This window comes from Acetobacterium sp. (genome assembly GCF_030652775.1).
Taxonomy (GTDB): domain Bacteria; phylum Bacillota; class Clostridia; order Eubacteriales; family Eubacteriaceae; genus Acetobacterium.
Window position 1 is genome coordinate 1 of the sequence record NZ_JAUSPS010000097.1, and the last position, 21833, is coordinate 21833.

Genomic DNA, 21833 nt, shown 5'->3' on the forward strand with positions numbered 1-21833 from the left:
TGAACATCGTTTGCTAATACAAAACGATCCGACCTCAAACCAGGCACTCCATCAATATGTCACTCAGGCTAATAATGATGCGCTCGAGTTTGTCATAGTAACCTATCCTGATGGCAGCGGTCATGAAGAAATTTTCACTGACCAGAGCATTTTAAACTTGGCTTACCAAAACACTGTTACCCCATTAACAGAACCCTATTTTTGGATCGACGGCGATGCCGCGCTGGGACTGCATCTATTTTGCCGTTACCCACTGACAGATCCAAACCAGAATCCCAATGGCGCACTGCTGATGGGTTTGAATCTGGCTGATCAGGAAACGGTGGACTATATCAAAAACACCGCTGCTTTGGAGGCCACGGTTTTTGCCGGAAATACCCGGATTGCCACTACCATTATCAAGAATAATGAAACCCAGGTTGGCACCACCCTGGATCCGTCGATTGCCAAGATTGTTCTGGACAAGGGACTTACGTATGCTGGAAAGGCCGAAATTCTGGGTGATCCCTATCTGGTTACCTACGTTCCGATCATCAATCCTGGTGATGAGGTCGTTGGTGTTTTGTTTGTTGGAAAGTCCATGGTCTCCATTTTCACCATCCGCAACCAGATTATTCTATACCTTATGATTTCAGGCTTTTTCTTGTGGTTATTTTTTTATGTGCCTTCTAACCGCTGGCTGAAAATCAATATTACCAATCCCATCTGTTGGGTCGCTGACACAATGAAAATGATTTCCCAGGGGGAATACAAGGTTCTTGAACATATGCCAGAAGCCAAATATGAAGAAGTTGAAATGCTTCAAACCACCATGTATGACATGGTCAGTGAGTTGGTGACGGGCAAAAAAAACTTGGAAACAGCTGCTTATATTGATTCCATTACTGGTTTACCAAATCGGGTTGCGCTATATAAAAAATATCAAGAAACTCCTCTCGATGACAATCGGAACGCCTTAACGCTGATTTTTTACATTGACGTTGATAATTTGAAATACATCAATAATTTGTTTGGACATCGCGTCGGAGATAACCTGTTACGTCAGGTTGGCTACATATTACAGGGGTTGTTCAGCGGCTTCCCCCATTATGAGGTATATCGAATATCTGGCGATGAATTCGCCGTTTGCAAGATAGGTCTCCACAATACTGAAGAGATTTTCGCTCTTGCCAAATCAATTATCAAAGAATTCGAAAAAGCCATTACTATAGGTACGCAGATCATCAGTACCAGCGTCAGCATTGGCATATCCAGAAACGAATTATGTAATAAAAGTAAATGCATATCCTGTACCGACGGATGTAAGGATAATTTGGAAAAACTGCTGAAAAAATCAGAACTTGCTATGAATCAGGTGAAAATAAGCGGGAAAAATAATTTTATGATTTTTGACCCCTCCATGAATGTGATCATCCAGCGAAAAGCTTCTTTGCAGCAGGATTTAAAACAGGCTCTTAAAAACAAACAACTCGAAATTTATTATCAGCCAAAATTCGATCTCGCCTCAAACCGCTATGATGGTTTTGAAGCCCTGGTTCGATGGAATCACGCCGAACGTGGTTTTATCCCCCCCCTTGAGTTTATCCACATTGCTGAGGAATCAAACCTCATCATCGAATTGGGTGACTGGATTCTTGAAGAATCCTGCCGATTTATCCGTAATTATAATATCGCCCACCAGTCCAGTTATTCCATTGCGGTTAACATCTCAACCTTTCAACTTTTAAACGATGATTTCGAAGAAAAGGTAACAAAAGTACTTGAAAAAACAGGCTTAGATCCTTACCTTTTGGAATTGGAAATTACTGAAACCATGTTGATGAACTCCATGTCAATCGCTTATACGAAGCTCAACTTTCTCAGAGAAAAAAATGTCAGCATCGCACTAGACGATTTCGGCACTGGTTATTCCTCACTGACCTATTTGAAAGCACTGCCGATTACGACTGTCAAATTGGACAAATCATTTATTGATGATATTGCTACTGATGAACTTTCTTTGAAAATCGTCGAAAACGTCATCCAGATCGCCAAAAACATTGGCCTCAAAATTGTGGTAGAAGGTGTGGAAACCATTGATCAGTTAGAAATATTAAAACAGCTCCCCTGTAATAAAATTCAGGGCTACTATTTTTCAAAACCGGTCTCAGAATTGAATCTCACTAAGGTTCTCAGTGAATATCCATAAAATCAGACATTCACATTAATACAAAATAACGCCGATAAATCAGATTTATATATAATTCAGCCCTCCCAAGACCGACGATTATATCAATTGTCGGTTTTTTTCGTGCTCAATACTACACTTATTTCACTTTCTTGAAGCGAAATAATCTTTCTCAAAGAAGTCTATTTATCTTTCAGTTTTTAAACTATCTACCCCATCGTATTTTTATTGCATCAGATGCTTCTGCCCCACCCCCAGCGCTTGGTAAAAAGCAACATTTCTGAAAATTCGAACTTTTTTGGTCGAATCCATTCGAAACTGAATGGCATTCAGTTAAAAAAGAAAACGTCGTCATGACTCATGACCAACTCTCATTTTTACTTATTGGCAAGTTATTTCATTTTAGCTTAAGCAAAAATTAACCATTTTAACGAGCTATTTTGACATCATTAAAAATTCGAATATTGATCATCAAACGCAGTCCCTTTATTAGCGCCGTTTCTTCTCATATTACAAATTTCGACATCGACCTTATCCCGATGATTTCTTAAATGGGTTTAACAGTAAGATTGCAATTTCTTCGGGTCTATTGTATTATACGCATTGCCAATTTGTAAATAAATTGCAACATTCAATGATGCATTTAAGTCACACACAACACCGTGACACCATCATGTTTTGACATTGGAGGTCAAATGAAGAAAAACTTAATAAAAAGCGCATGTGTGAGTCTTGCCTTTGTTTTATGCCTGGGCATGGCGCCGGGCGCTGTTATGGCAGAAGAAGCAGAGGTAGATTTGACGCAAATCGCCCAGGCGGTAGAAACAGCTGAAGAAACAGCGCCTCTGCCTAACTTGTTTTCAGCACGAACTGCGGGACCAGGCTCAGATAATCCCTATTTTTTTGCCAATAACCCCTATTCACAGGGCGGATACGGCTTGCCGAATTGTACCGCTTATGCCTTTGGACGAGCGTATGAAATTTTGGGAACGACCCCAAATTTATGTATGGGCAATGCAAATTCCTGGTGGGACTATAATCAAAGCACTGGTTATTATCCCTCAGGATCCACGCCAAAGCTTGGCGCTGTTATCTGTTGGGGCGGCAGCTCAGACGGACATGTGGCAATAGTTGAAGCAATCAATGGCGATACGGTCACCCTTTCCGAATCAACCTATAGCGGCATCTACTTCCAAAACTACACCTATACCATTGGTGCTGAGAATGCCACCTCGGTCGGTGGTTTCCAGGGTTATATCTACATCGGTGATTACATTGATGCCGCAGCGGACACAACGCCCCCAGCCTTATCAAATGTGCTGGTTACCGACTATGAAGGTGAAGGAATTAAGGTCACCGCCCTGGTTTCTGACGACTTAAGCGGCATGGGACAGGTTTACTTTCCCGTCTGGACCGAAAACGGCGGACAGGATGATTTAATCTGGCATACCGGAACTGTTTCCGGCAATGTCGCCAGTTGTTTTATTCCATACAGTGATCACAATACCGAACTTGGCGACTATAATGTCCATGTTTATGCTTATGACAGCGCCGGTCACTACACCATGACCGCAACTTCTATCACCAAAACTGACACCTTTACCAGCTTAGGTGAAGTTGCTCTCGAGAGTTAAATAGTTAAGCAACTTTCAGCTAAAAGAAAAAGCCTTCCAGACAGCGTCAACGGACGCATCTGGAAGGTCTTTTTTTTTACTTTTTATAAGTTATTTCCGGGGATAATCTGACGGTGATAAAACCACCAGAGCCGGTCTTTTTAGTATTTGTCCATTTCCATATCATCCAGTATAATCTGCGGTTTTGCCGGTTGATGGCTGACTTGCTCAGTAATTTCCTGAGGGGCTGAAGCAACCGGTTGTCTTGAGCTTGCGGCACTGCTTGATATACCTTTCAGCTTAAACTCAGAAACCATATTCTTCAACAGTTCGGCCTGACCAGACAGTTCTTCGCTGGCTGCCGCACTTTCTTCAGCGGTTGCTGAATTGGTCTGCACCACCTGGGAAACCTGTTCAATCCCCTGGGTGATCTGGGCAATGCTGGTGGCCTGATCATTTGATGCTACGGCAATGTTGCTGACCAGATCGGTTACTTTGGCCACTGATTTTAAGATCCCTTCCAGACTGTCGGCGGTATCATTGGCAATTTTTGCGCCGGCTTCCACCTTGTCAATGGAGCCTTCAATCAGACCGGTTGTTTCATGTGCGGCATCAGCACTCCGAGCGGCCAAACTACGCACCTCTTCGGCTACCACAGCAAAGCCTTTGCCATGCTGTCCGGCCCGAGCCGCTTCAACTGCGGCGTTCAGCGCCAGGATATTGGTTTGGAAGGCAATATCATCAATGACTTTAATAATCTTGGAAATGTTATGGGAGGCTTCATTGATTGCTTCCATGGCATTGACCATGTCCCCCATCTGTTTGTTGCCCGCTTCGGCGGTTGCCCGAACCTCAAGGGTTCGTTCATTGGCGGCGTTGGCATTTTGAGCATTTTTCTTGGTTTCCTCAGCCACTTCATCAATGGAAGCGGACAATTGCTGGATGGCACTGGCCTGCTCGGTTGTTCCTTGAGCCAGTGCCTGGCCGCCATCGGATATCTGGCGGGATCCGGCTTCCACCTGGTTGGCGGAGTTTCCGATTTCGGTCAGGATTTCGCTGAGATGGGCGGTGATATCATTAATAGCATGTTTAATCGTGACAAAGTCGCCCAGATAGTTGGCCGTGATTTCCTGATTGAAATCGCCATTGCTGACCTTTTCCAGGGTTTCCGAAATTTCATGGACATACTGTTTCAGGAAGGCAATGGTTTTGTTCATATCTTCTTTGATCTGACCGTTTTGTCCCAAGTAGTCACCAACCATGGCCGTATTTAGATTACCCTGAGCCAGCTCATTGAGAACCTGGGAGGCTTCCTGCATCGGTTCGGTTAAGGCGTCCAGGGTGTTATTGAAGCCGTTGATTACTTTGGCATAATCTCCCGGGAATCGGGACGCATGAGCCCGGTTATTCAGATCGCCTGCCACGGCGGCTTTGGCCATGCTGTCAGATTCTTCCAGTAGCATAATAATGTTTTCCATCAACATGATAAAACCTGGTATTAACCGATCATTTTCGCTCAGTCGCCCAGTTGCCTTTAGCCCATCCAGCATTTTCATATCACCGTTTGAGATATCATCTACAGCTCTGACCACAATTATTAATGAATCTTGAATGGTATTGATAGATTTGGCAATTTCGCCATAAATCCCGGAGTATTCGGCATCAATTCGTTGGGTTAAATCATTTTTGCTCATCAGCGCTAAAACTTCATTTCCTTCTGTCAGAGCCCCAAGTCCATCAATACAGGAATTGATACTGTTTCTCAAAGCGGCAAAATCACCCTTGGCTTCCTGATTTATCTTTTCTGGGATTTCTCCCTTTCCGATCCGATCGATGTAGCCCGATGCCATGTTCAAAGGTTCAATTACCGCATCCAGCGTGGCATTAAACCCTGCTATGATATCCCTGTAACCACCATTTAGCGCATCTGTATTTCCGCGAACAGACAATCTGCCAGCTACTGCAGCTGCCGTCAACATTTCTGTTTCCTGAATTAGCTCCCGTAAAGACTTGACCATGTCAGCCATGCTGATTCCTAATACATCTTGATCGGATCTCGGGATGACATCCATCATCAGATCACCTGCTGCAATCCTTTCTGCTGCCATTGCCTGTTCTCTGGTATTGTCGGCCATCTCCCCAAACGCTGCCGTCAGCTCCGTTATTTCACTGCTGATGGCGGCAATTCCATCAGTACTCACTTCAACATTTCCGACCGCCAGCTTGTTAGCAACGCCGGCTAGCATATTGATTGGTTTCGCAATTTTTTTGGATGTAAAGGCGGTCAGCAGCACCATCCCAACAATAACAATCAGCATAATGATGAAAGTAATTAGCTGAATCAGATTATAGGCACTGTTAAACTCTTTATCCGGTAGACCAGTGGTTATCGTCCATCCGGTATTTCCGACCATCGCAACATAACCGTGATTATGTAACCCTTCACTGCTATATTCGATCGCTCCGGTCTTTTGCGTCAAAACGGCATCTTTGATATTATCGGACATATTTGAATCTTTGATATTGGTATTGATATATTCCTGGTTGGGATGATAAATCAGCTGTCCGTCAGCGCTTGCCAGAATGAAAAATCCTGTTTCCCCTAATTTATACTCGCTCATCATCGCCGAAACACTGTCCAGTGTAAAATCCAACCCCGTTGCGCTGATCACATCCTTTGTGCCAGCTCGATAAATTGGTGAAACGGCGGTAACCACCATTTTACTTGTCAGTGCGTCTACATAGGGTGCCGTCATCGTTGTTCCACCGACATCCATCATTTGGGTGTACCATGGTCGTTCAACCATGATCCAATCTGGACTTGCATAAAAACCTTTTGACAAAAGCAAATTATTCGAATCGGGATCGCCTACCCAGGCATCCAGAATATTTGGATCAGATGCCTTGACACCTGATAGTGACTTTTCCGCTTTTGCAAATCCCGGGGCTGCCATTGGATCCATGCCTGGCATAATCTCGGCTGTAACATCTTCAAACTGACTGTTGACAGCCATTTGTCTTGTGATTTCGAGATATTTGTTGAACGCTCCAGCAATTTCATTGGCTGCGGCATCGGATTCTGTCGCAAGCTGTTTCTCCGTCAGACCAGTAATTGATGTATTCACATTATACAGGGTTATGAACGAAGAAATACCGTAAATTATTACAATCGGGATACCGATGTAAATAAGTATCCGGGTTAGTAGATTAACCTGTTTTTTAGGCGCTGTTTCTGTTTTTTCCATATTAGTTTCTCCTTTGAATACTTAACATCGTGATGATATTCATATCATTGACTCCTTCTGTGCTCTTTGATACTAAATTTTAAGATGCTACGTGAACTCGTAAATTCGACAAAAAAATAAACGTTTTCATTGGTGCACATATATAATTATCGACAGCTTTGTTGTCACCTTAAGGGTAAATAATTGCCGTTTTGAGTAGTGTTTTTTCCCTGTTCGCACCCCCAGGAAACTATAAAAAAACAACGATGTTGCTATCGTTGTTTTTTTGTTTGTTTATTATTGAGAAACCGTACTTAATTCAATGTGATTATTCCGACAATAAGATTCCAGCAGGTCTTTGGCTAATTGGGCCTCTGGTGTATCTTGTTTAATCTTCATCAAATCCTGCAGAAGCGCAACGGCCTGGGTGTCATCCATATAACGAAACAAACCCGAACCCCATTTTGCCGATACTTTTCCCGTTGCATTGGCATGATAATTCCAGAATTGCATGTTTTTAGCTTCTTCCAGTGTCAGGGTGATTTTATTAGTCGATTGGGTTGAGACATAGCCTGATTCCCGATCATTACCTTCCAACACATCATCAATTAAAAATACTCCAAAAATAATTCGTTCCGCTTCCTTAGTATTTGGCAGACGGGTGGTGAGTACCGCCAAACTATTGCGCCGGGCACTCTTTATCTTTCTTGTTTTGCCGTCTCCATCTTCGCCAGCCATAACTTTCCAGCTTTTCAACAACTGACTCTCGTAACAGCCACTACCATCCACCAACGAATCGTCTAGGGCTGTTCGATCGATATCCCCATTGAGATATTGCGAGCAAAGACATTCTTTGCTGCCACACCAAACCCGCTTCTCTTTTTCGATATTATAACGAATCGTTGCATCACTGCAAACACCATTAAATCCGATTTGTTCTGGGGCTCCCCCATCGCAATAATTCAGTTTAAAGGCAATGTTCTGTCGGGTGTTGGTTTTTTTCGCCTTGGTTTTAGCCGGCAGTTTTTTCTTTGATTCTTCCAGAGCCTTTATATGCGCTACTCTTTTTTCCCGCTTTTCATGTTCCTCTAATTCCCGGCGCTTATCTTCCTCAACATCCTTGATTTTTATGAGACTATCAACCTGTTCAGCAATTGCTGGATCATTGATTTTCAAAAATTTCTTAAAGGCATCGGGATAGACAAACTTCTTTTCCGTAGGTTCCCCTGAATCACTCGCTCCAAATTCAATGACGACGTGACCATTTTCTACTTCTTTAATCTTTCCGGTACCGAAGGTTTTATGAGTAACCGCAGCTTTTATTAATTCAATCATTTTTTCTCCTATTCTATATGACCACAACAGTCTGGTACGATCATCTCTTCTCGTGCCCCTGAATCGGAATCAGATTGCCTCTGCCGACGGCTATTGCAATTAAATTATACCATAAAAAAATGAATCGTAAAACAGATAAAAAAAATTGGCCCCCGGAAATGGACTTTCACAATATTCAAAAATTCTGATGGAACTCAATCTACCTCTTTCACCTAGTCCTCAAACCAATCTTTCTTAAGTGTTTCCGTTTCCGCTTTTATTTCTTCAACAGTCTTCTCGATAACACTTTTTATGGCCTTTTCCTGACGATCTTTTTTACTCATCTTCCTTTTTAAGCGCCCATTCATCATTTCAGCTAGATAACCACCACGAAACATTTTAGGTTCAAAAGACACAATAAAAGCTCTTGGTTCATATTTCTCAATAATCTTCAGCAAATTTTTCTCGCATTTACGCTTGGTAAGAATATCTAAATTCGTTCGTTTTCCATGTTTTCCTTCCCCAAAATAAACAGTTACACCAAATCCTTCCTTTCTCAAGTCCTCAATCAAGGTTGTGTTTTCTTGTTCAATATTAACTTGAATCGTTGTAAATCCGATAGCTAATTTTTGCTCAATGTAAATACCCAAGGTTAAGCCGGCTGCAAAACCAGCGGCATATACAACCATCTCCAGAATACTTTGACCACCGGATAGGACGATCGCCAAACCAAAAATATAAATCAGCGCTTCCATGAATCCAAAAACGCAAGTCAGTACTTTTAAATTTTTAACCATACAAATGGTGCGTAGTGTCAACATGGGAACATAAAGTAACTGAATAAAAATAATTAAAAACAATCGCATCATCGCTACTCCTTTTCTTAAATGAGAATGGATCATTTGATTCTGTTTTGATTCGATTGCTTCGCATTATCACCCAGAAGCAGTCAGAATAGCCCAAAAATGTTTTCTAAAACATCTATTTCTTTTCATTGTATCAGATGCAAATCACAATAAAAAGGGTGCAACAGAAAATAAACGTATCCGTTTTTCAGGGTGCGACACTTTTTACCACTATCGTCACAAAAAACAGCGACTAAGCAACCGAATCCGATCTCGCAAAACTTAATAAAGTCAATCTTTTTTTGACAAATTGATTTTATTTTGCTATTATGATACATATCATCAAACAACATTATGTGAAGTATATGTATTGAGTAATTCTATTTGTGAGCTTGTTTACGTATTTGTCTGAATGTGGAAATAAGTAAGCTAATTATTAATCCAATGAAATTTACATGGAAAAACATCCTGGATGGAACTGGGGCTTGTATAGGATCAGCATGGTCATATACTATACTATTCTGCCTAAAATTTATTGGGCATTGTGAATGGTATAAGGTGAGTTATCTTTAGCGAAACCTATGCACTCTAACTCTGTGAACACAGAGTTAGAGTGCATTTTTTTTATAATCAATTCTGAACGAGTTGAAAATAAAATTATTCACAATCTCGCACCCCCTTCACCCTAACCAAATTTATTATGCGTATCTGAAAGGAACAAAAAATGCAAGAAGCGATCAAACTAACACAGGAACATTTGAATACCGACCAATCCTCAAATTATTTAATGAATAAATGGACCGATTGGCGCTGGCAAATTAAAAATACGATTCGAAAAGTCGACACGGTTGAGAAAATTATGGGAATTAAATTTTCTGATGAAAAGAAAAAAGAAATTAATGAAACCATTGAAAAATTTCCAATGGCAATCACGCCGTACTACTTATCTTTAGTCGACGAAGATGATTTTGAAACGGATCCAGTCTTCAAACAGTGCTTTCCAAGCATTGATGAATTACTCATCTCTCCCATTGATATGAAAGATCCGCTTCATGAGGATAAGGATAGTCCCGTCTGTGGTATTACCCATCGATATCCAGATCGGGTACTTTTTCATGTCAGTAATGTATGCGCAATGTATTGCCGTCATTGTACTCGGAAAAGAAAAGTTGGCGATGTTGACTCCGTTCCTTCGGATGAAATGATTACCGCAGGCATTGACTATATTAAAAACACACCCACCGTACGGGATGTTCTTCTTTCCGGCGGCGATCCATTCCTTTTGTCCGACGAAAAGCTGGACTATATCCTCGGCCTTGTTACCGCAATTCCCCATGTTGAAGTTATTCGTATTGGCACTCGCACTCCGGTTGTTCTTCCCTATCGGATTACCGACAACCTGATAAAAATTCTCAGTAAATATGATAACCTCTGGATCAACACCCACTACAACCATCCCCGGGAAATTACTAATACCTCAATCGCTGCACTAAAAAAACTAACCGGTGCAGGAATTCCTTTAGGCAACCAATCGGTGTTATTAAGAGATGTCAATGACTGTCCGCAAATTATGAAAAAACTGGTTCATAAATTAGTTGCAAACCGGGTCCGTCCCTATTATTTATATCAATGTGATTTATCAGAAGGGCTTGAGCATTTTAGAACCAATGTTGGTAAGGGCATTGAGATAATGGAAAATTTGCGAGGCCATACCAGCGGGTTCGCCATTCCAACTTACGTAATCGACGCCCCTGGCGGTGGTGGCAAAATTCCAGTAATGCCAAACTATCTTATTTCCTGGTCGACCAATAAGATAATCCTGAGAAATTATGAAGGCGTTATCACCACGTATCAGATGCCAGACACCTACGAGCACACGGCCTGTGACTTAAACTGCAATAATTGCAAGCTTCAATTAAAATTAAATAGCGAGGAAAGTGACCGCAAACCCATCGGTATTTCCAAATTACTGTGCGATTATGAAGATACCATCACACTCGTTCCAGAAAATCTTGAACGCGACCAAAGAAATCAAAATGATGAGGCCGTCGTATGACAGATATCATTGAAGGCTATGGCCATAGCCTTCTTCAGCACGGAAAAAACAGCAATCGAATCTATTTAATGAAATGTGATGTTTCCGAGGTCAACCAACTTATCTCGCATATGAACCAATTAGCGCTTGATAAAAATTATTCAAAAATTGTTGTCAAGATTCCAGATTCTCTCGATTTAATTTTTAAAGCAGATGGGTATCAAGAGGAAGCTGCGATCCCAAGCTTTTACTGCGGTAAGGAAACGTGTAAATTGCTGGGCAAGTACCTATGCCCTAAAAGAAAAAGCCTTACTAACGACATGGAATTAAAAGAAATTCTTTATGATGCAATTGAAAAACAAACAAACACGATCACTAAAACCCTTCCCGGAGAATTTAAAATCAGACAATTACTAGAATCGGATATACCCGAACTCGCACAAATATACAGCACGGTTTTTAAAAGCTATCCCTTTCCAATTTTTAAGGCAGACTATCTACTTGAAACCATGTCAGAACATGTTCTGTACTTTGGAGTATTTCACCATAATCATTTGGTCGCCGCTTCTTCCAGCGAAACTGATCCGGATAATTTAAATTCAGAGATGACTGATTTTGCGGTACTCCCAGCGTATCGTGGTCAACAGTTGGCTCTTCACCTCCTCCATGAAATGGAAAAAACTATGATTTATGCTGGCTATCATCTGCTCTATACTATTGCCAGAGCGTCTTCACATGGAATGAATACAACCTTCGCCAGAGCGAATTATCGATATGGCGGCACACTTAACAACAATACCCAGATTTCCGGATCAATCGAATCCATGAATATCTGGTATAAAGAAATATAAGTAGCTAAATGATTTACCAGCGGCGCAATCTTTTAACGCTGTTGCAGAATAAGTTGTGCTTAATCCGCCGCCATTATATAATAGTAGCAATCAATTAGGTAATTGCAAAATGAAAAAGATTTGAAGCTCAGAAAATTCGGCGGTAAAAACCAGACAGAATTCATGAAGTCGGACGGGAAACGGAACAACAAAGCAATGAATGTGTTGAAGAAGATTAAAAAAGAGCGCAAAAATAAAAGCTGGGCAAAGAAGATAAAAAGTCCAACTAGGCAACGAGTGGTTTAAGACTGCGTAAGTACTGATGCTGATGAATCGTATCGGAAAGAATTGCCGTGATCAGCTGGGTAATTCCAGCCAACAGCAAATCGGCGTGAAGTGTCTTGGCATTCTGAGTTTTACGGTTGGCAAGACAGAAACCGTCTTTAAAATGGTTGATGTATTGTTCAACAACGCCCCGGATTTTATAGATCCGAACCCATTCAAGTTTCCCACGAAGGGTACCGGGGTAAACCCGGAGATTTTTTCAGGATAGATGAAAACATCCGACCACACGAAGACGGAGTACAGGGATTTTTGCAGAAACACTGACGTTTGGCTTTCCCGGTTTGCTGTTTGATCCATTTTGTTTTGGGACAGGTGAATTTAAACCGGATCAGGCTGTTCTTTCGTTTGGCCCGCCCTTCGAATTTCATGGGAAGTGAAGGATCGTTTGGACAGCAGGGAATCCCATCTGCATTAACCGGACAATCCGGATAGGAAAGGCTGCCACGCTGATTCAATGGAATAAAAGCTTTTTCAAATTTCAGTTCCCCAAGAAGAGACTGATAAATCGCTGAACTATCAAACGCAGCATCGCTAATGAAAAGTTTGGGGATAATCAGCGGGTGCTTTTTAAAGAAATCTGTAAGAGCCGGTCAACAAAACGATGAAAGAGCGATTGTAAGTCCAGTAGGTATTTTTTTTGAAACGGGTCAGTTGTGATGCATGGGGAACCCGGTTAAAACTGCAGAAATCCCTGAGTTCTCTGGAAAACTTGAGAGAAGTAATCAGAAGTGTATCCGTGGGGATGGAAAAAATCCGCTGCAGGATCAGCGCCCAGAGAATCGAATAAAGTTCAAAATCCCGATATCGGCCATGAGCACAATAGTAATGCTGATAAAAAGAATGCCGAATCAACGCATGAAGATTCAGATTCTCTTCCAGTAGTGAAAGAAAGTGATGTTTGTCACTCTCAAAAAAATGAGTGCAATAAGAATAAATTTCAGCCAACGAAAGCTGTTTTTGTGATAAAATAGTCATAATATAACTCCTTTCAGGTTGATAGATTTGTTTTTAAGCAACTCAATTTTATCACAATCTGGTGAGGAGTTATATTTTTTTATGTCAAAAATATCCTGTAATTATGCGGGATTTGGCGTTTTGCAAACGCCTATTAACAACTAGTAAAGTGGAGGTATCCCGTGACAAAGGTTCTAATTCTAACATCGACGAAACGCATGGAAAAATTTTCTGATTTATCTGGCATCCCTACCGACTGGCAATTTATTTTTGGTGAGGACTTTAATACCGATGAGGCGGTACTCCAAACTGCCGGCGATGCTGATTTTATTTTTGCGGATGCCGTCCGAGAAGTCAGCAAAACCCTGATTAACAACATGCCCAATCTCAAACTCATCCATTCTGAAGGTGTGGGGTATAATAAAATTGATATTCAGGCCGCCAAAGAAAAAAAAATCTACGTCTGCAACAACACCGCCGCCAACTCTGCTGCGGTAGCGGAGCAAACCATCCTGCTGATGCTGAGTCTTCAGCGACGGCTCCTGGAAGGGGATCAGATGGTGCGTAGTGGTCAGCAGATCCAGGCCAAAGGTTCGTTTATTATGGATGGTATTCCGGAACTGGGTTCCAGTCATGTGGGGCTGGTTGGCATGGGTTCCATTGCCCTTGAGACCGCTAAGCGTTTGAAGCCATTTGGTACGCAGCTCAGTTATTTTAACCGTTCCCGAAAAAGTGCGGTTGAGCACGAATTGGGTCTTAGCTATCTGCCGCTGGAAGAGCTCTGCATGCAATGTGATATCATCAGCCTTCATTTACCGGTAACCCCGGAAACCACCGGCCTGATCAATGCGAAACTACTGTCACTGATGAAACCGTCTGCCCTGCTGATCAATACTGCCCGTGGCGAGCTGGTTGTTCAGGAAGATCTGGTCACCGCATTATCAACCGGACAAATAGCAGGGGCTGGTCTTGACACCCTGTACCCGGAACCGGTTATGTCAGATAATCCGCTGCTTAATCTACCGGAAAGCTGTCATTACAAACTGCTTTTCAGCCCCCATATTGGTGGAACCACCAAGCCGGCTTTTGAAAAAATGCATAAAACGGTCTGGGCAAACATTCTGGCGGTTTCAAAAGGAGTAGACCCGATAAATATTGTTAATGGTTTATAATTCATCAGAAAATAAGCAGGTCACCAGCTAAATGCTGGTGGCCTGTTCATTTGTAACTCATTCAATATTTAGCGAAACCTACTGTCGCAAATTTAAGGTAACCCATCGATACCATAAATGTGTTGTACATCATTTCTATCCATTATATAATGAAATCACCCAAAATTAGCGACTTAAATTAATTTACATGGAGGAACATCTATCATGGATATAAAGTACCCTGTTAACGAAACTGCTCCCGACGTTCAAATTATGAAAGCCAGTCCAGAGGCCTATGAAAAAGCCGCCCAGGCGATCCGAGCTGGTCAGATTGTTGTGATGCCAACCCTAACTATCTATGTGCTGGTCTGTGATGCCTTTAATGCTTCCGCACTGCAACGATTAAGAGAAATCCGTCATAGCCCAGCTGATAAACCAATTACGATCGTTATGGATAAATCCAAAATACCGGAATATGCGGTAATTGATGCACGTCAACAACAGATTATCGATATTTTTTCACCTTCCCCGGTTAGTATGTATGTTCAAAAAAAAGAAAAGACGCCACTTGACGCCGCCACTGCTTCTTCTGATGCTATTGTGGTTTATTTTCAAGATAGCCCCATTCGCGATCTTTACGAATGCTGCGGGACAATTCTTGCAATTAGTTCTTCCAATACAAAAGCTTTACTTGCCGCCAAAACCATTGCAGAATCGATTGCTTATTTTGGTAAAGATGTTGATTTGTACATTGACGGTGGGCCTGCTAAGGGCGACAATGCCAGCCCCCATATTGATATCCGGACATGCCCAGTTGAATCCCGACGGGAGGCGACGCATTTTCCTTTTGAAAAAATCAAGGCCATTCTGTCGGAGCATGGTTTAGTGTAAATCCTAACAAAAATGAAAGCGGATCCGCCGATTGAAAGTTCTTTTATAAAGACAAGTGTAACTTTAACTAAAAATATCTTTACTATTCTTGTCGCAGTGCATTCTCAACGGCTTTTTTTATCACCTGACTTGAATTCGTCGCGCCTGAAACAGTATCCACATCTATTTTTTGTTCCTTAATAATGGTGTCGGTAATCACCTCCGCCGCAGAGCCTCGTTCGTTCTGATGCTCAATCAGGTTGATGGTCTTAATTGCTCCATTAGCGACACCAACTTCAACATTTGCGGAGATATATCCGACATCGAATGTACCATCATAAACACCATCAGGGATTTGCGATAGATCGATGTTAGCAATCGTAATGCTGGCAACCGCTTTTTTATAGTTGTTTACATCACTGAGGTAACAGGCACCAAAAAAGATTCCGATCACCAGAATCGTAATAATTAGTGGTAATACAATCGTTTTAGTTTTAAACATTTTGTTTCTCCTTCAGAATCGAATTAAGCAGGGTATCAAAGCTGTATTTCAAAAAATCTTTTTTTGTTGTATCCATAGCCTGTTCAATGTATTGCTGTTTTTTCCAAGCCATCAGAATGATCCCCGATAAACTAGCCCAGAATATAAACACAGTCTCCGGGATTTTAATATCTGAACGAAAAACGCCCTGTTTAATCCCATCCAAAAAGAATGTCCCGATCAGTTCATTGATTTGCTCGCCCAATTCAAATATTTCTCGAAAAACCGGCGGCGTATCTTCGTTGTTAACATCCACATTGATTTCTTGAAGTACCGTTTGAAAATACAAAGGATAGTCATCACAATAGGCGGTAAGTTCATTACAAATTACATAATACCTTGCAAATAGGTCTTTCCCTGGTTGGGTTGCTGTCTGAATGCGATCATAAAGCATTTTCATGCTTTTCAATATAATGCAATTGACAATTTCTTCTTTATTTCTAAAATACACATATAAGGTTGCCTTACTGTATTCGGCTTCCCTTGCGATGTCATTCATCGTCGTATTCTCGACGCCATTTTTTTCAAAGAGTGTTTCCGCAATTGTTATAATACTGTCTCTATGAAAATCAGTTAATTCTTTTTTTCGCCGCCCCATATTAAACCCTCGTTTCATTAATTGTACTCTGGGTTTAATTATACCTACTCGCCTGTCATTAATCAAGCTGTTTATAAAAAATAACATCAAAAAAAATCCCCAGATTATCTGGGGATGATCGTTCTAATAATAATTATTTAAATTTGACTTGCTTTTTCATGGTCGCCACCCCGATATTGGCGATGATCCCCGCCACTCCGTTTTTAATGGGATTCACTCGGGTCGGATAAAAATAATCGGTTTTGGTGCGATAATATTCGTAATCCGCCGGCAGGTTCTGCTCAGAAAGACTGGCCATTTTTTTGAAAATCCGGAACCAGATCAGGTTACCCAACGATGGTGACGCCAGCTTTTTGTTTTGCATGGAATGATAGAGACGACCAGCGGCTTTTTCGATGTCTTTCTGAACCCGTTGCTCGTAGTCCTCGGTGGCATCCCATGGGGTTGCTGTTATTTTTAATTCGCAAACCTTATTACTGCCTCCTAAGGTCATTCCTAGTGATGAATTAACTTTGGATAAGCCCGAACCACCATTTGCTACCAGCATCAGTGATTGATTAAAAAACTTAGGTCGATGCAGGCTGTGGGCAAAGCGATCAATAAAGTTTTTCATCAACGCACTGACATTCATCGCATAGCCTGGAGTACTGAGAATGACGCCGTCGGCACTTAATATTTCTGCTTCAATGCTGTTTTTATCATCCTTTAGTGGACATAACTGCTCCCCTTTTCCAATGCAGGCAAAACAACCCTGACAGAGTTTCAAATTTACGTCCTTCAAAAAAATGTATGAAAATTCAACCTCAGCCAAACGAGAGAGCTCAACCTCAATCTTCTGTACGATCTCAAAGCCCTTCCCTTTGTGGGGACTTCCCATAATTGCAATTACTTTCATACTAACCTCACTTTACTTTACTTTATAATTTCCAATTTCATTGCTTATTTCTACCAAATTGTCAATCTGCACCCTGACCTTTTTTCTTGTTTTACGATGTTTATCATGATACAATCACAAAAAACATAGCTACGATACAGCTGGCCGAAAGTCACTTAGTTTTAAAAGCGCCGACGACAGTTGAAAAGTTCACTAGTTTCGCCAAAAACCAATTATTTACACGAGAAAGGACTGATCACAATGGATAAAAAAGAATCTGTAATTTTGGGACGTACTAAAGAAATACTCACGCTTATTCAGTTTAATTTTTTACATCTGCTCTTTTTTGAAGCAATCTATACCGTTGCTGGCACCATGATCATTTATCCCGGTGTTTTTTTTCTGTTCAACAAAATTATGACCCTTTTGGGGTTTCCTTATTTAAGCGGCTCGAATTTCTCTCAGGCAATGACCAATCCACTTTGTCTGGTAACCCTTCTTTGTTTCGCTTTTTTTGTCGCATTTTTTGGTTTGCTGGAATTTACCACGTTGATCCTGTTATTTAATGAAAGTCATTTTCGCCGAAAAGTTCAACTGATTCCGCTGTGTAAAGAGGGATTTAAGCGAGCAATCAAAATAGTCAAGGCTAAAAATTTCCCATTTGTCATTTTTATTCTTATCATCATTCCTTTAACCGAGTTTTCATTGTCTTCTAATTTTATTTCGGAAATCTCTATTCCTGAATTTATTATGAGCTATATCACGGCCAGCCCGTTGTACTCAACCGGCTTTACAGCGCTGTCGTTGTTACTGTTTCTGCTTTCAGTCATCTGGATTTTTTCATTTCACTATTTCACCCTGGAAAGCAGACATTTTTTTCAAGCGATCAAAAAAAGTAGAGTCCTGATTAAAGGGCATTTCTGGAAGACTATTTTCTTCGTCATATTCTTTAATATTCTGATTCTGATGCTGCTGGTTATTGCGGTGATTGTGCTTGAAATAATCGCTTTCTTTATCTTGGGGCAGCTCCTGAACCATCCGCTGGCTTTAGCCATTTTCATTGCCGCCTTTGGTTTTTTGGTGTCTGGTTTGTTTACCATCTTTCAGCTGCTCACTACATCCCTCAATTTAGCGGTGGTCTCCGAGCTTTATTATGCGTATTCAGCCTCAGCTAACATAATGGTTAATCCCGAACCGCTGGCAAAAGATCGATATAAAATAAAAGTGAAGCAAAAAACAATTGCAATCATCGGAATGATCACGGTTTTACTGTTTATTGCAATAAATAGTTTTGCGATCTTCAATACCTTTTCGGAGACCTTCAACGACCAATTTTTAACGGGGCCGCAAATAACTGCCCACCGCGGTGGTTCCAACCTGGCTCCGGAAAATACTCTGGCCGCTTTGCAAAAAGCCATCGACGAAGGCGCCGATTATGCTGAAATCGATGTGGCTCAAACCAGAGACGGCATCATTGTGGTATCTCATGATAATAACATTAAACGTATATCAGGCCAGGACTTAAACATCTGGTCATCAAATTATGCCGATATCAAAGATCTGGACATCGGCAGTTGGTTTGATCCACAGTTTAAAAATGAGCGTATTCCCACCCTGGCAGAAGCGATTGAGCTTTGCCAGGGCAAGATCCTTTTAAACATTGAGCTAAAACCCACCGGGCATGAAGCAAGTCTGGTGGAATCGACTGTTGCTATTATAAAGCAACATGATTTTTCTGACCAATGCGTCCTGGCATCCCTGGATTACCCTACCTTAGAAAAGGTTGGTTCCGTAGATCCTGATCAAAAACGGGCTTATATTACCGCTTTGGCGATTGGTGATATTCAAAAACTGCCGGTCGATATTTACAGCATCGAATCATCCTTCGTCACCCCGGAGATCGTTACAGCCATCCATCGGGAAAACAAAGAAGTTTTAGCCTGGACGGTCGATTCTCAGGAATCGACCGAGAAAATGGTGAAAATCGGCGTTGATAACATTATAACCGACGACGTGGCGCAGACCCAGGAAATCGTTGATCAAATGATCCGGCCGCGGGAACTGATTGATCGCATCAATGATTATCTTTTTGCTGATCTACTTTCATAAAGCTTGACCTGATAAATACTGTCGTTTTAAATGGAAGTACCATAGCAATAACAGTTGACCGATCTATTTAAGGTTTTCTTTGTTTTTCTTGATGAGATTGACAAACAGCTGCTCATTTGGAGACAACGCTTCGATTTTGGCTGTTTTTAAATGGTTGTAATAGGCATCCATGCTTTTTAATTGATCAATCAGTTTCAATAAGCTGTTATGCGCTTCCTGATCTTCTGGTGTTTGCGGTTTAACCTGGTCGAAGATGTTTTCCAGATCTTTTTTAGCTTGATTCATAATCGTTTGTGCATCGATGTATTCCTGATTTAACATATTATTCTTCTTTCTGACTGTATTTTGTGCTGATATAATATTCTATTCAAAAACATTACAAGTGAATAATATCACAAAAACAGGATGGTTGTGAACTAAATCTAACTCTCACTTAAAAAAGCGTATCAAACTCAGGTTTGATACGCAATCACAAGTTTAGAGCCGACGGTATTTCTTTAATGCGGTCACATTTGCTAAAAACAACACCCCAATAAAGATGACCGATCCCGCTAACCAGGGCCATATATCTAAAAACCCCTTGCCCTGAATCATAATCATTTCCAGGGCTGTGCAGCCATAATAAATTGGCGTTAGATAACACAGGTTTCCCAGCCCAAAGGGAATGGTATCAATCGGGATCAGTCCGGAAAAAAAGATCTGTGGAATGATGATTACCGGAATAAACTGAACCAATTGTAATTCATTATTGGCAAAGATGGATACCAGCGCGCCAACGGAAACCGCCGAAAACGCCATCAAAATCATCACCAACGTACATAAGGCGACCGATCCTTCGACCTGAAGCTGCAGTACATAAACGGCGTACAAGATAATCACCACGCTTTGAACCGCTGCCAGTAAACCATACCCCAGGGTATAGCCCCCGATGACATCGATCCGGCTGATCGGGGTCATCAGCATCCGTTCTAAGGTCTGTCCGAAACGCTCCCGAACAAATGACATCCCGGAAAGAATAAAGACAAAGAAAAATGAGATCACACCCAGAAAAACATAGGCGAGCGAATCCAGTTGATTATCCCCCGATGTTTCATAAACATAATCCATGATCATCTCGTTTTGTGCGGGTTGTAAGGCTTTATTTGTGTCAGTAATGGCTTCTATGGCGGCCGCGGACTTGGAATTTTTCTCCAGTAATTCAATGTGGGTTCCCTCGCTATCACTCCAGATCAGCGCATCGATTCCATTAATCTCCAAATAATCTACGGCCTCGGGTTTTTCTGTTTCTTCACTGACAGCGGCATGATTCTCAAGCTCCGTGACAAATTTTTCATTCATATCATAGACAGCAATCTTCGGCAGATAATTGGAATCACCGAGGATAAAAAATAACAGCGTTAAAACCAGTAGCGGTGCAAATAAAAGCAACCCCAATGATCGCTGATCGTTTTTCATTTGGCCAATGATCCGTTTGACAATGCTTAACATAATGTGACCTCCGCTTCTGACTGATTGTCGATAAAAAATAATTCTTCAATGTTTCCGTCTGAGGTCTGGTCGATTAAATTTTTAACCGTATCCCTGGCAATGATATGACCATTGCGAAGCAAGGCGGCATCATCACATTGGGTAACCTCATCCATGACATGGGTGGTAACCAAAATGGTTGTTCCTTCATTTCTAAGCTGCCTGAGATAAAGCCATATTTTGCGTCGCAGCACCGGATCAACCCCAACTGTTGGCTCATCCAGCACCAGCAGCTTTGGTTTGTGAATTAACGCTACCGCCAACGATATGCGTTTTTTCATCCCACCGGAACAATCGCGTACCAATTTGTTTTTACACGCCGCCATATCGACAATCTGGAGTAGTTCTTCGGCATTTGCTTCAAATGTTTTACGACTTTGCCGATGCAGGCCGGCAAAAAACTTCAGATTCTCCCAGGCTGACAACTCTTCGTACAGGGCCTCATTTTGCGGCATATAACCCATCTTCGCAAGCAGCTGACGGTTTGGCACGGCGATGCCGCCGATTGTTACAATTCCGCCATCCGTTGGAATGGCACCCATCATGATTCGCAGCAAGGTTGTTTTACCTGAACCGGATGCCCCCAGCAGACAGAAGATCCGACCCGAATCAATTGTCAAACTAATCTGTTCTAGAACACGCTGTTTTTTGAATGATTTATCAACTTCTAAAATTTCAATTCTCATTTCTAAATCCCTCTTCTTTATTTTATGAATATCCCCATTTTAGCCCTGTTCCTTTTAAAATTCAACCAACAGTCTTTTTCAAGCTGTTGGATTTTCTTGTTTATCCCAGCGGCTTCGTTTATAATCAAAATGAATGATCCCGTGAATGAG

General features: G+C 41.5%; 16 protein-coding genes and 1 pseudogene. 7 read left to right on the forward strand and 10 right to left on the reverse strand.

What is annotated here, in order from left to right:
* Positions 1 to 2188, forward strand: a 2188-nt coding sequence (locus Q7J41_RS17015; protein ID WP_304889637.1) for an EAL domain-containing protein, incomplete at its 5' end; no start/stop codon positions are given.
* 674 nt (positions 2189 to 2862) lie between these two features.
* Positions 2863 to 3801 carry a CHAP domain-containing protein gene (locus tag Q7J41_RS17020; protein WP_304889638.1) on the forward strand — a complete coding sequence of 313 codons (939 nt, stop codon included), beginning with the start codon at positions 2863 to 2865 and terminating at the stop codon, positions 3799 to 3801.
* Between the two features lie 140 nt (positions 3802 to 3941).
* Here Q7J41_RS17020 and Q7J41_RS17025 read toward each other — a convergent pair whose 3' ends face one another.
* The 3 genes from Q7J41_RS17025 to Q7J41_RS17035 form a co-directional block, all read right to left on the reverse strand.
* Positions 3942 to 7025, reverse strand: coding sequence for a methyl-accepting chemotaxis protein (locus tag Q7J41_RS17025; protein ID WP_304889639.1), 3084 nt, complete (start codon positions 7023 to 7025; stop codon positions 3942 to 3944).
* A gap of 276 nt (positions 7026 to 7301) precedes the next feature.
* Positions 7302 to 8339, reverse strand: coding sequence for a hypothetical protein (locus Q7J41_RS17030; RefSeq protein ID WP_304889640.1), 1038 nt, complete (start codon positions 8337 to 8339; stop codon positions 7302 to 7304).
* Positions 8340 to 8551: 212 nt separating this feature from the next.
* Entirely contained in the window at positions 8552 to 9187 is a 636-nt protein-coding gene (locus tag Q7J41_RS17035) for a DUF2179 domain-containing protein (RefSeq protein WP_304889641.1), read from the reverse strand.
* A gap of 700 nt (positions 9188 to 9887) precedes the next feature.
* Here Q7J41_RS17035 and ablA point away from each other — a divergent pair.
* On the forward strand, positions 9888 to 11219 hold the full coding sequence (gene ablA, locus Q7J41_RS17040; protein WP_370651034.1) for a lysine 2,3-aminomutase: 1332 nt from the start codon (positions 9888 to 9890) through the stop codon (positions 11217 to 11219).
* Positions 11216 to 12049 carry a putative beta-lysine N-acetyltransferase gene (ablB, locus tag Q7J41_RS17045; protein WP_304889642.1) on the forward strand — a complete coding sequence of 278 codons (834 nt, stop codon included), beginning with the start codon at positions 11216 to 11218 and terminating at the stop codon, positions 12047 to 12049. The genes ablA and ablB overlap by 4 nt, the downstream gene beginning before the upstream one ends.
* Positions 12050 to 12385: 336 nt before the next feature.
* On the opposite strand, the pseudogene Q7J41_RS17050 reads toward ablB, so the two are convergent.
* Positions 12386 to 13342 (reverse strand): annotated as a pseudogene (locus Q7J41_RS17050) (transposase).
* Positions 13343 to 13509: 167 nt separating this feature from the next.
* Here Q7J41_RS17050 and Q7J41_RS17055 point away from each other — a divergent pair.
* Positions 13510 to 14499: a 2-hydroxyacid dehydrogenase gene (locus tag Q7J41_RS17055; protein WP_304889643.1), complete on the forward strand. Its 990-nt coding sequence runs from the start codon at positions 13510 to 13512 to the stop codon at positions 14497 to 14499.
* 204 nt (positions 14500 to 14703) lie between these two features.
* Complete coding sequence (locus tag Q7J41_RS17060) at positions 14704 to 15369, forward strand: L-threonylcarbamoyladenylate synthase (RefSeq protein ID WP_304889644.1); 666 nt, start codon at positions 14704 to 14706, stop codon at positions 15367 to 15369.
* Between the two features lie 82 nt (positions 15370 to 15451).
* Here Q7J41_RS17060 and Q7J41_RS17065 read toward each other — a convergent pair whose 3' ends face one another.
* The 3 genes from Q7J41_RS17065 to Q7J41_RS17075 are packed head-to-tail and all read right to left on the reverse strand — an operon-like array spanning position 15452 to position 17382.
* Positions 15452 to 15850, reverse strand: a complete 399-nt coding sequence (locus Q7J41_RS17065) for an FMN-binding protein (RefSeq protein WP_304889645.1) — start codon at positions 15848 to 15850, stop codon at positions 15452 to 15454.
* Entirely contained in the window at positions 15843 to 16574 is a 732-nt protein-coding gene (locus Q7J41_RS17070) for a TetR/AcrR family transcriptional regulator (protein WP_304889771.1), read from the reverse strand. The genes Q7J41_RS17065 and Q7J41_RS17070 overlap by 8 nt, the downstream gene beginning before the upstream one ends.
* A 46-nt stretch (positions 16575 to 16620) precedes the next feature.
* Positions 16621 to 17382, reverse strand: a complete 762-nt coding sequence (locus tag Q7J41_RS17075; RefSeq protein WP_304889646.1) for an NAD(P)H-dependent oxidoreductase — start codon at positions 17380 to 17382, stop codon at positions 16621 to 16623.
* Between the two features lie 240 nt (positions 17383 to 17622).
* Between Q7J41_RS17075 and Q7J41_RS17080 the strand changes: the two genes are divergently transcribed.
* On the forward strand, positions 17623 to 19470 hold the full coding sequence (locus tag Q7J41_RS17080) for a glycerophosphodiester phosphodiesterase (protein ID WP_304889647.1): 1848 nt from the start codon (positions 17623 to 17625) through the stop codon (positions 19468 to 19470).
* Between the two features lie 63 nt (positions 19471 to 19533).
* On the opposite strand, the gene Q7J41_RS17085 is transcribed toward Q7J41_RS17080, so the two are convergent.
* From Q7J41_RS17085 to Q7J41_RS17095, 3 genes are all read right to left on the reverse strand, one after another.
* A complete protein-coding gene (locus Q7J41_RS17085) occupies positions 19534 to 19791 on the reverse strand; it encodes a hypothetical protein (protein WP_304889648.1) in 258 nt (85 codons plus the stop codon).
* A gap of 156 nt (positions 19792 to 19947) precedes the next feature.
* Positions 19948 to 20958 carry an ABC transporter permease gene (locus Q7J41_RS17090; RefSeq protein WP_304889649.1) on the reverse strand — a complete coding sequence of 337 codons (1011 nt, stop codon included), beginning with the start codon at positions 20956 to 20958 and terminating at the stop codon, positions 19948 to 19950.
* Positions 20952 to 21683, reverse strand: coding sequence for an ABC transporter ATP-binding protein (locus tag Q7J41_RS17095; RefSeq protein WP_304889650.1), 732 nt, complete (start codon positions 21681 to 21683; stop codon positions 20952 to 20954). Before Q7J41_RS17095 ends, Q7J41_RS17090 begins: the two co-directional genes overlap by 7 nt.
* Positions 21684 to 21833: the final 150 nt, after the last annotated feature.

Coding starts and splice junctions, on each gene's coding strand:
- Q7J41_RS17095 (WP_304889650.1), bottom strand. CDS start 21,683: ATGAGAATTGAAATTTTAGAAGTTGATAAATCATTCAAAAAACAGCGT.
- Q7J41_RS17030 (WP_304889640.1), bottom strand. CDS start 8,339: ATGATTGAATTAATAAAAGCTGCGGTTACTCATAAAACCTTCGGTACC.
- Q7J41_RS17075 (WP_304889646.1), bottom strand. CDS start 17,382: ATGAAAGTAATTGCAATTATGGGAAGTCCCCACAAAGGGAAGGGCTTT.
- Q7J41_RS17025 (WP_304889639.1), bottom strand. CDS start 7,025: ATGGAAAAAACAGAAACAGCGCCTAAAAAACAGGTTAATCTACTAACC.
- Q7J41_RS17085 (WP_304889648.1), bottom strand. CDS start 19,791: ATGTTAAATCAGGAATACATCGATGCACAAACGATTATGAATCAAGCT.
- Q7J41_RS17020 (WP_304889638.1), top strand. CDS start 2,863: ATGAAGAAAAACTTAATAAAAAGCGCATGTGTGAGTCTTGCCTTTGTT.
- ablB (WP_304889642.1), top strand. CDS start 11,216: ATGACAGATATCATTGAAGGCTATGGCCATAGCCTTCTTCAGCACGGA.
- ablA (WP_370651034.1), top strand. CDS start 9,888: ATGCAAGAAGCGATCAAACTAACACAGGAACATTTGAATACCGACCAA.
- Q7J41_RS17035 (WP_304889641.1), bottom strand. CDS start 9,187: ATGATGCGATTGTTTTTAATTATTTTTATTCAGTTACTTTATGTTCCC.
- Q7J41_RS17080 (WP_304889647.1), top strand. CDS start 17,623: ATGGATAAAAAAGAATCTGTAATTTTGGGACGTACTAAAGAAATACTC.
- Q7J41_RS17070 (WP_304889771.1), bottom strand. CDS start 16,574: ATGTTATTTTTTATAAACAGCTTGATTAATGACAGGCGAGTAGGTATA.
- Q7J41_RS17090 (WP_304889649.1), bottom strand. CDS start 20,958: ATGTTAAGCATTGTCAAACGGATCATTGGCCAAATGAAAAACGATCAG.
- Q7J41_RS17065 (WP_304889645.1), bottom strand. CDS start 15,850: ATGTTTAAAACTAAAACGATTGTATTACCACTAATTATTACGATTCTG.
- Q7J41_RS17060 (WP_304889644.1), top strand. CDS start 14,704: ATGGATATAAAGTACCCTGTTAACGAAACTGCTCCCGACGTTCAAATT.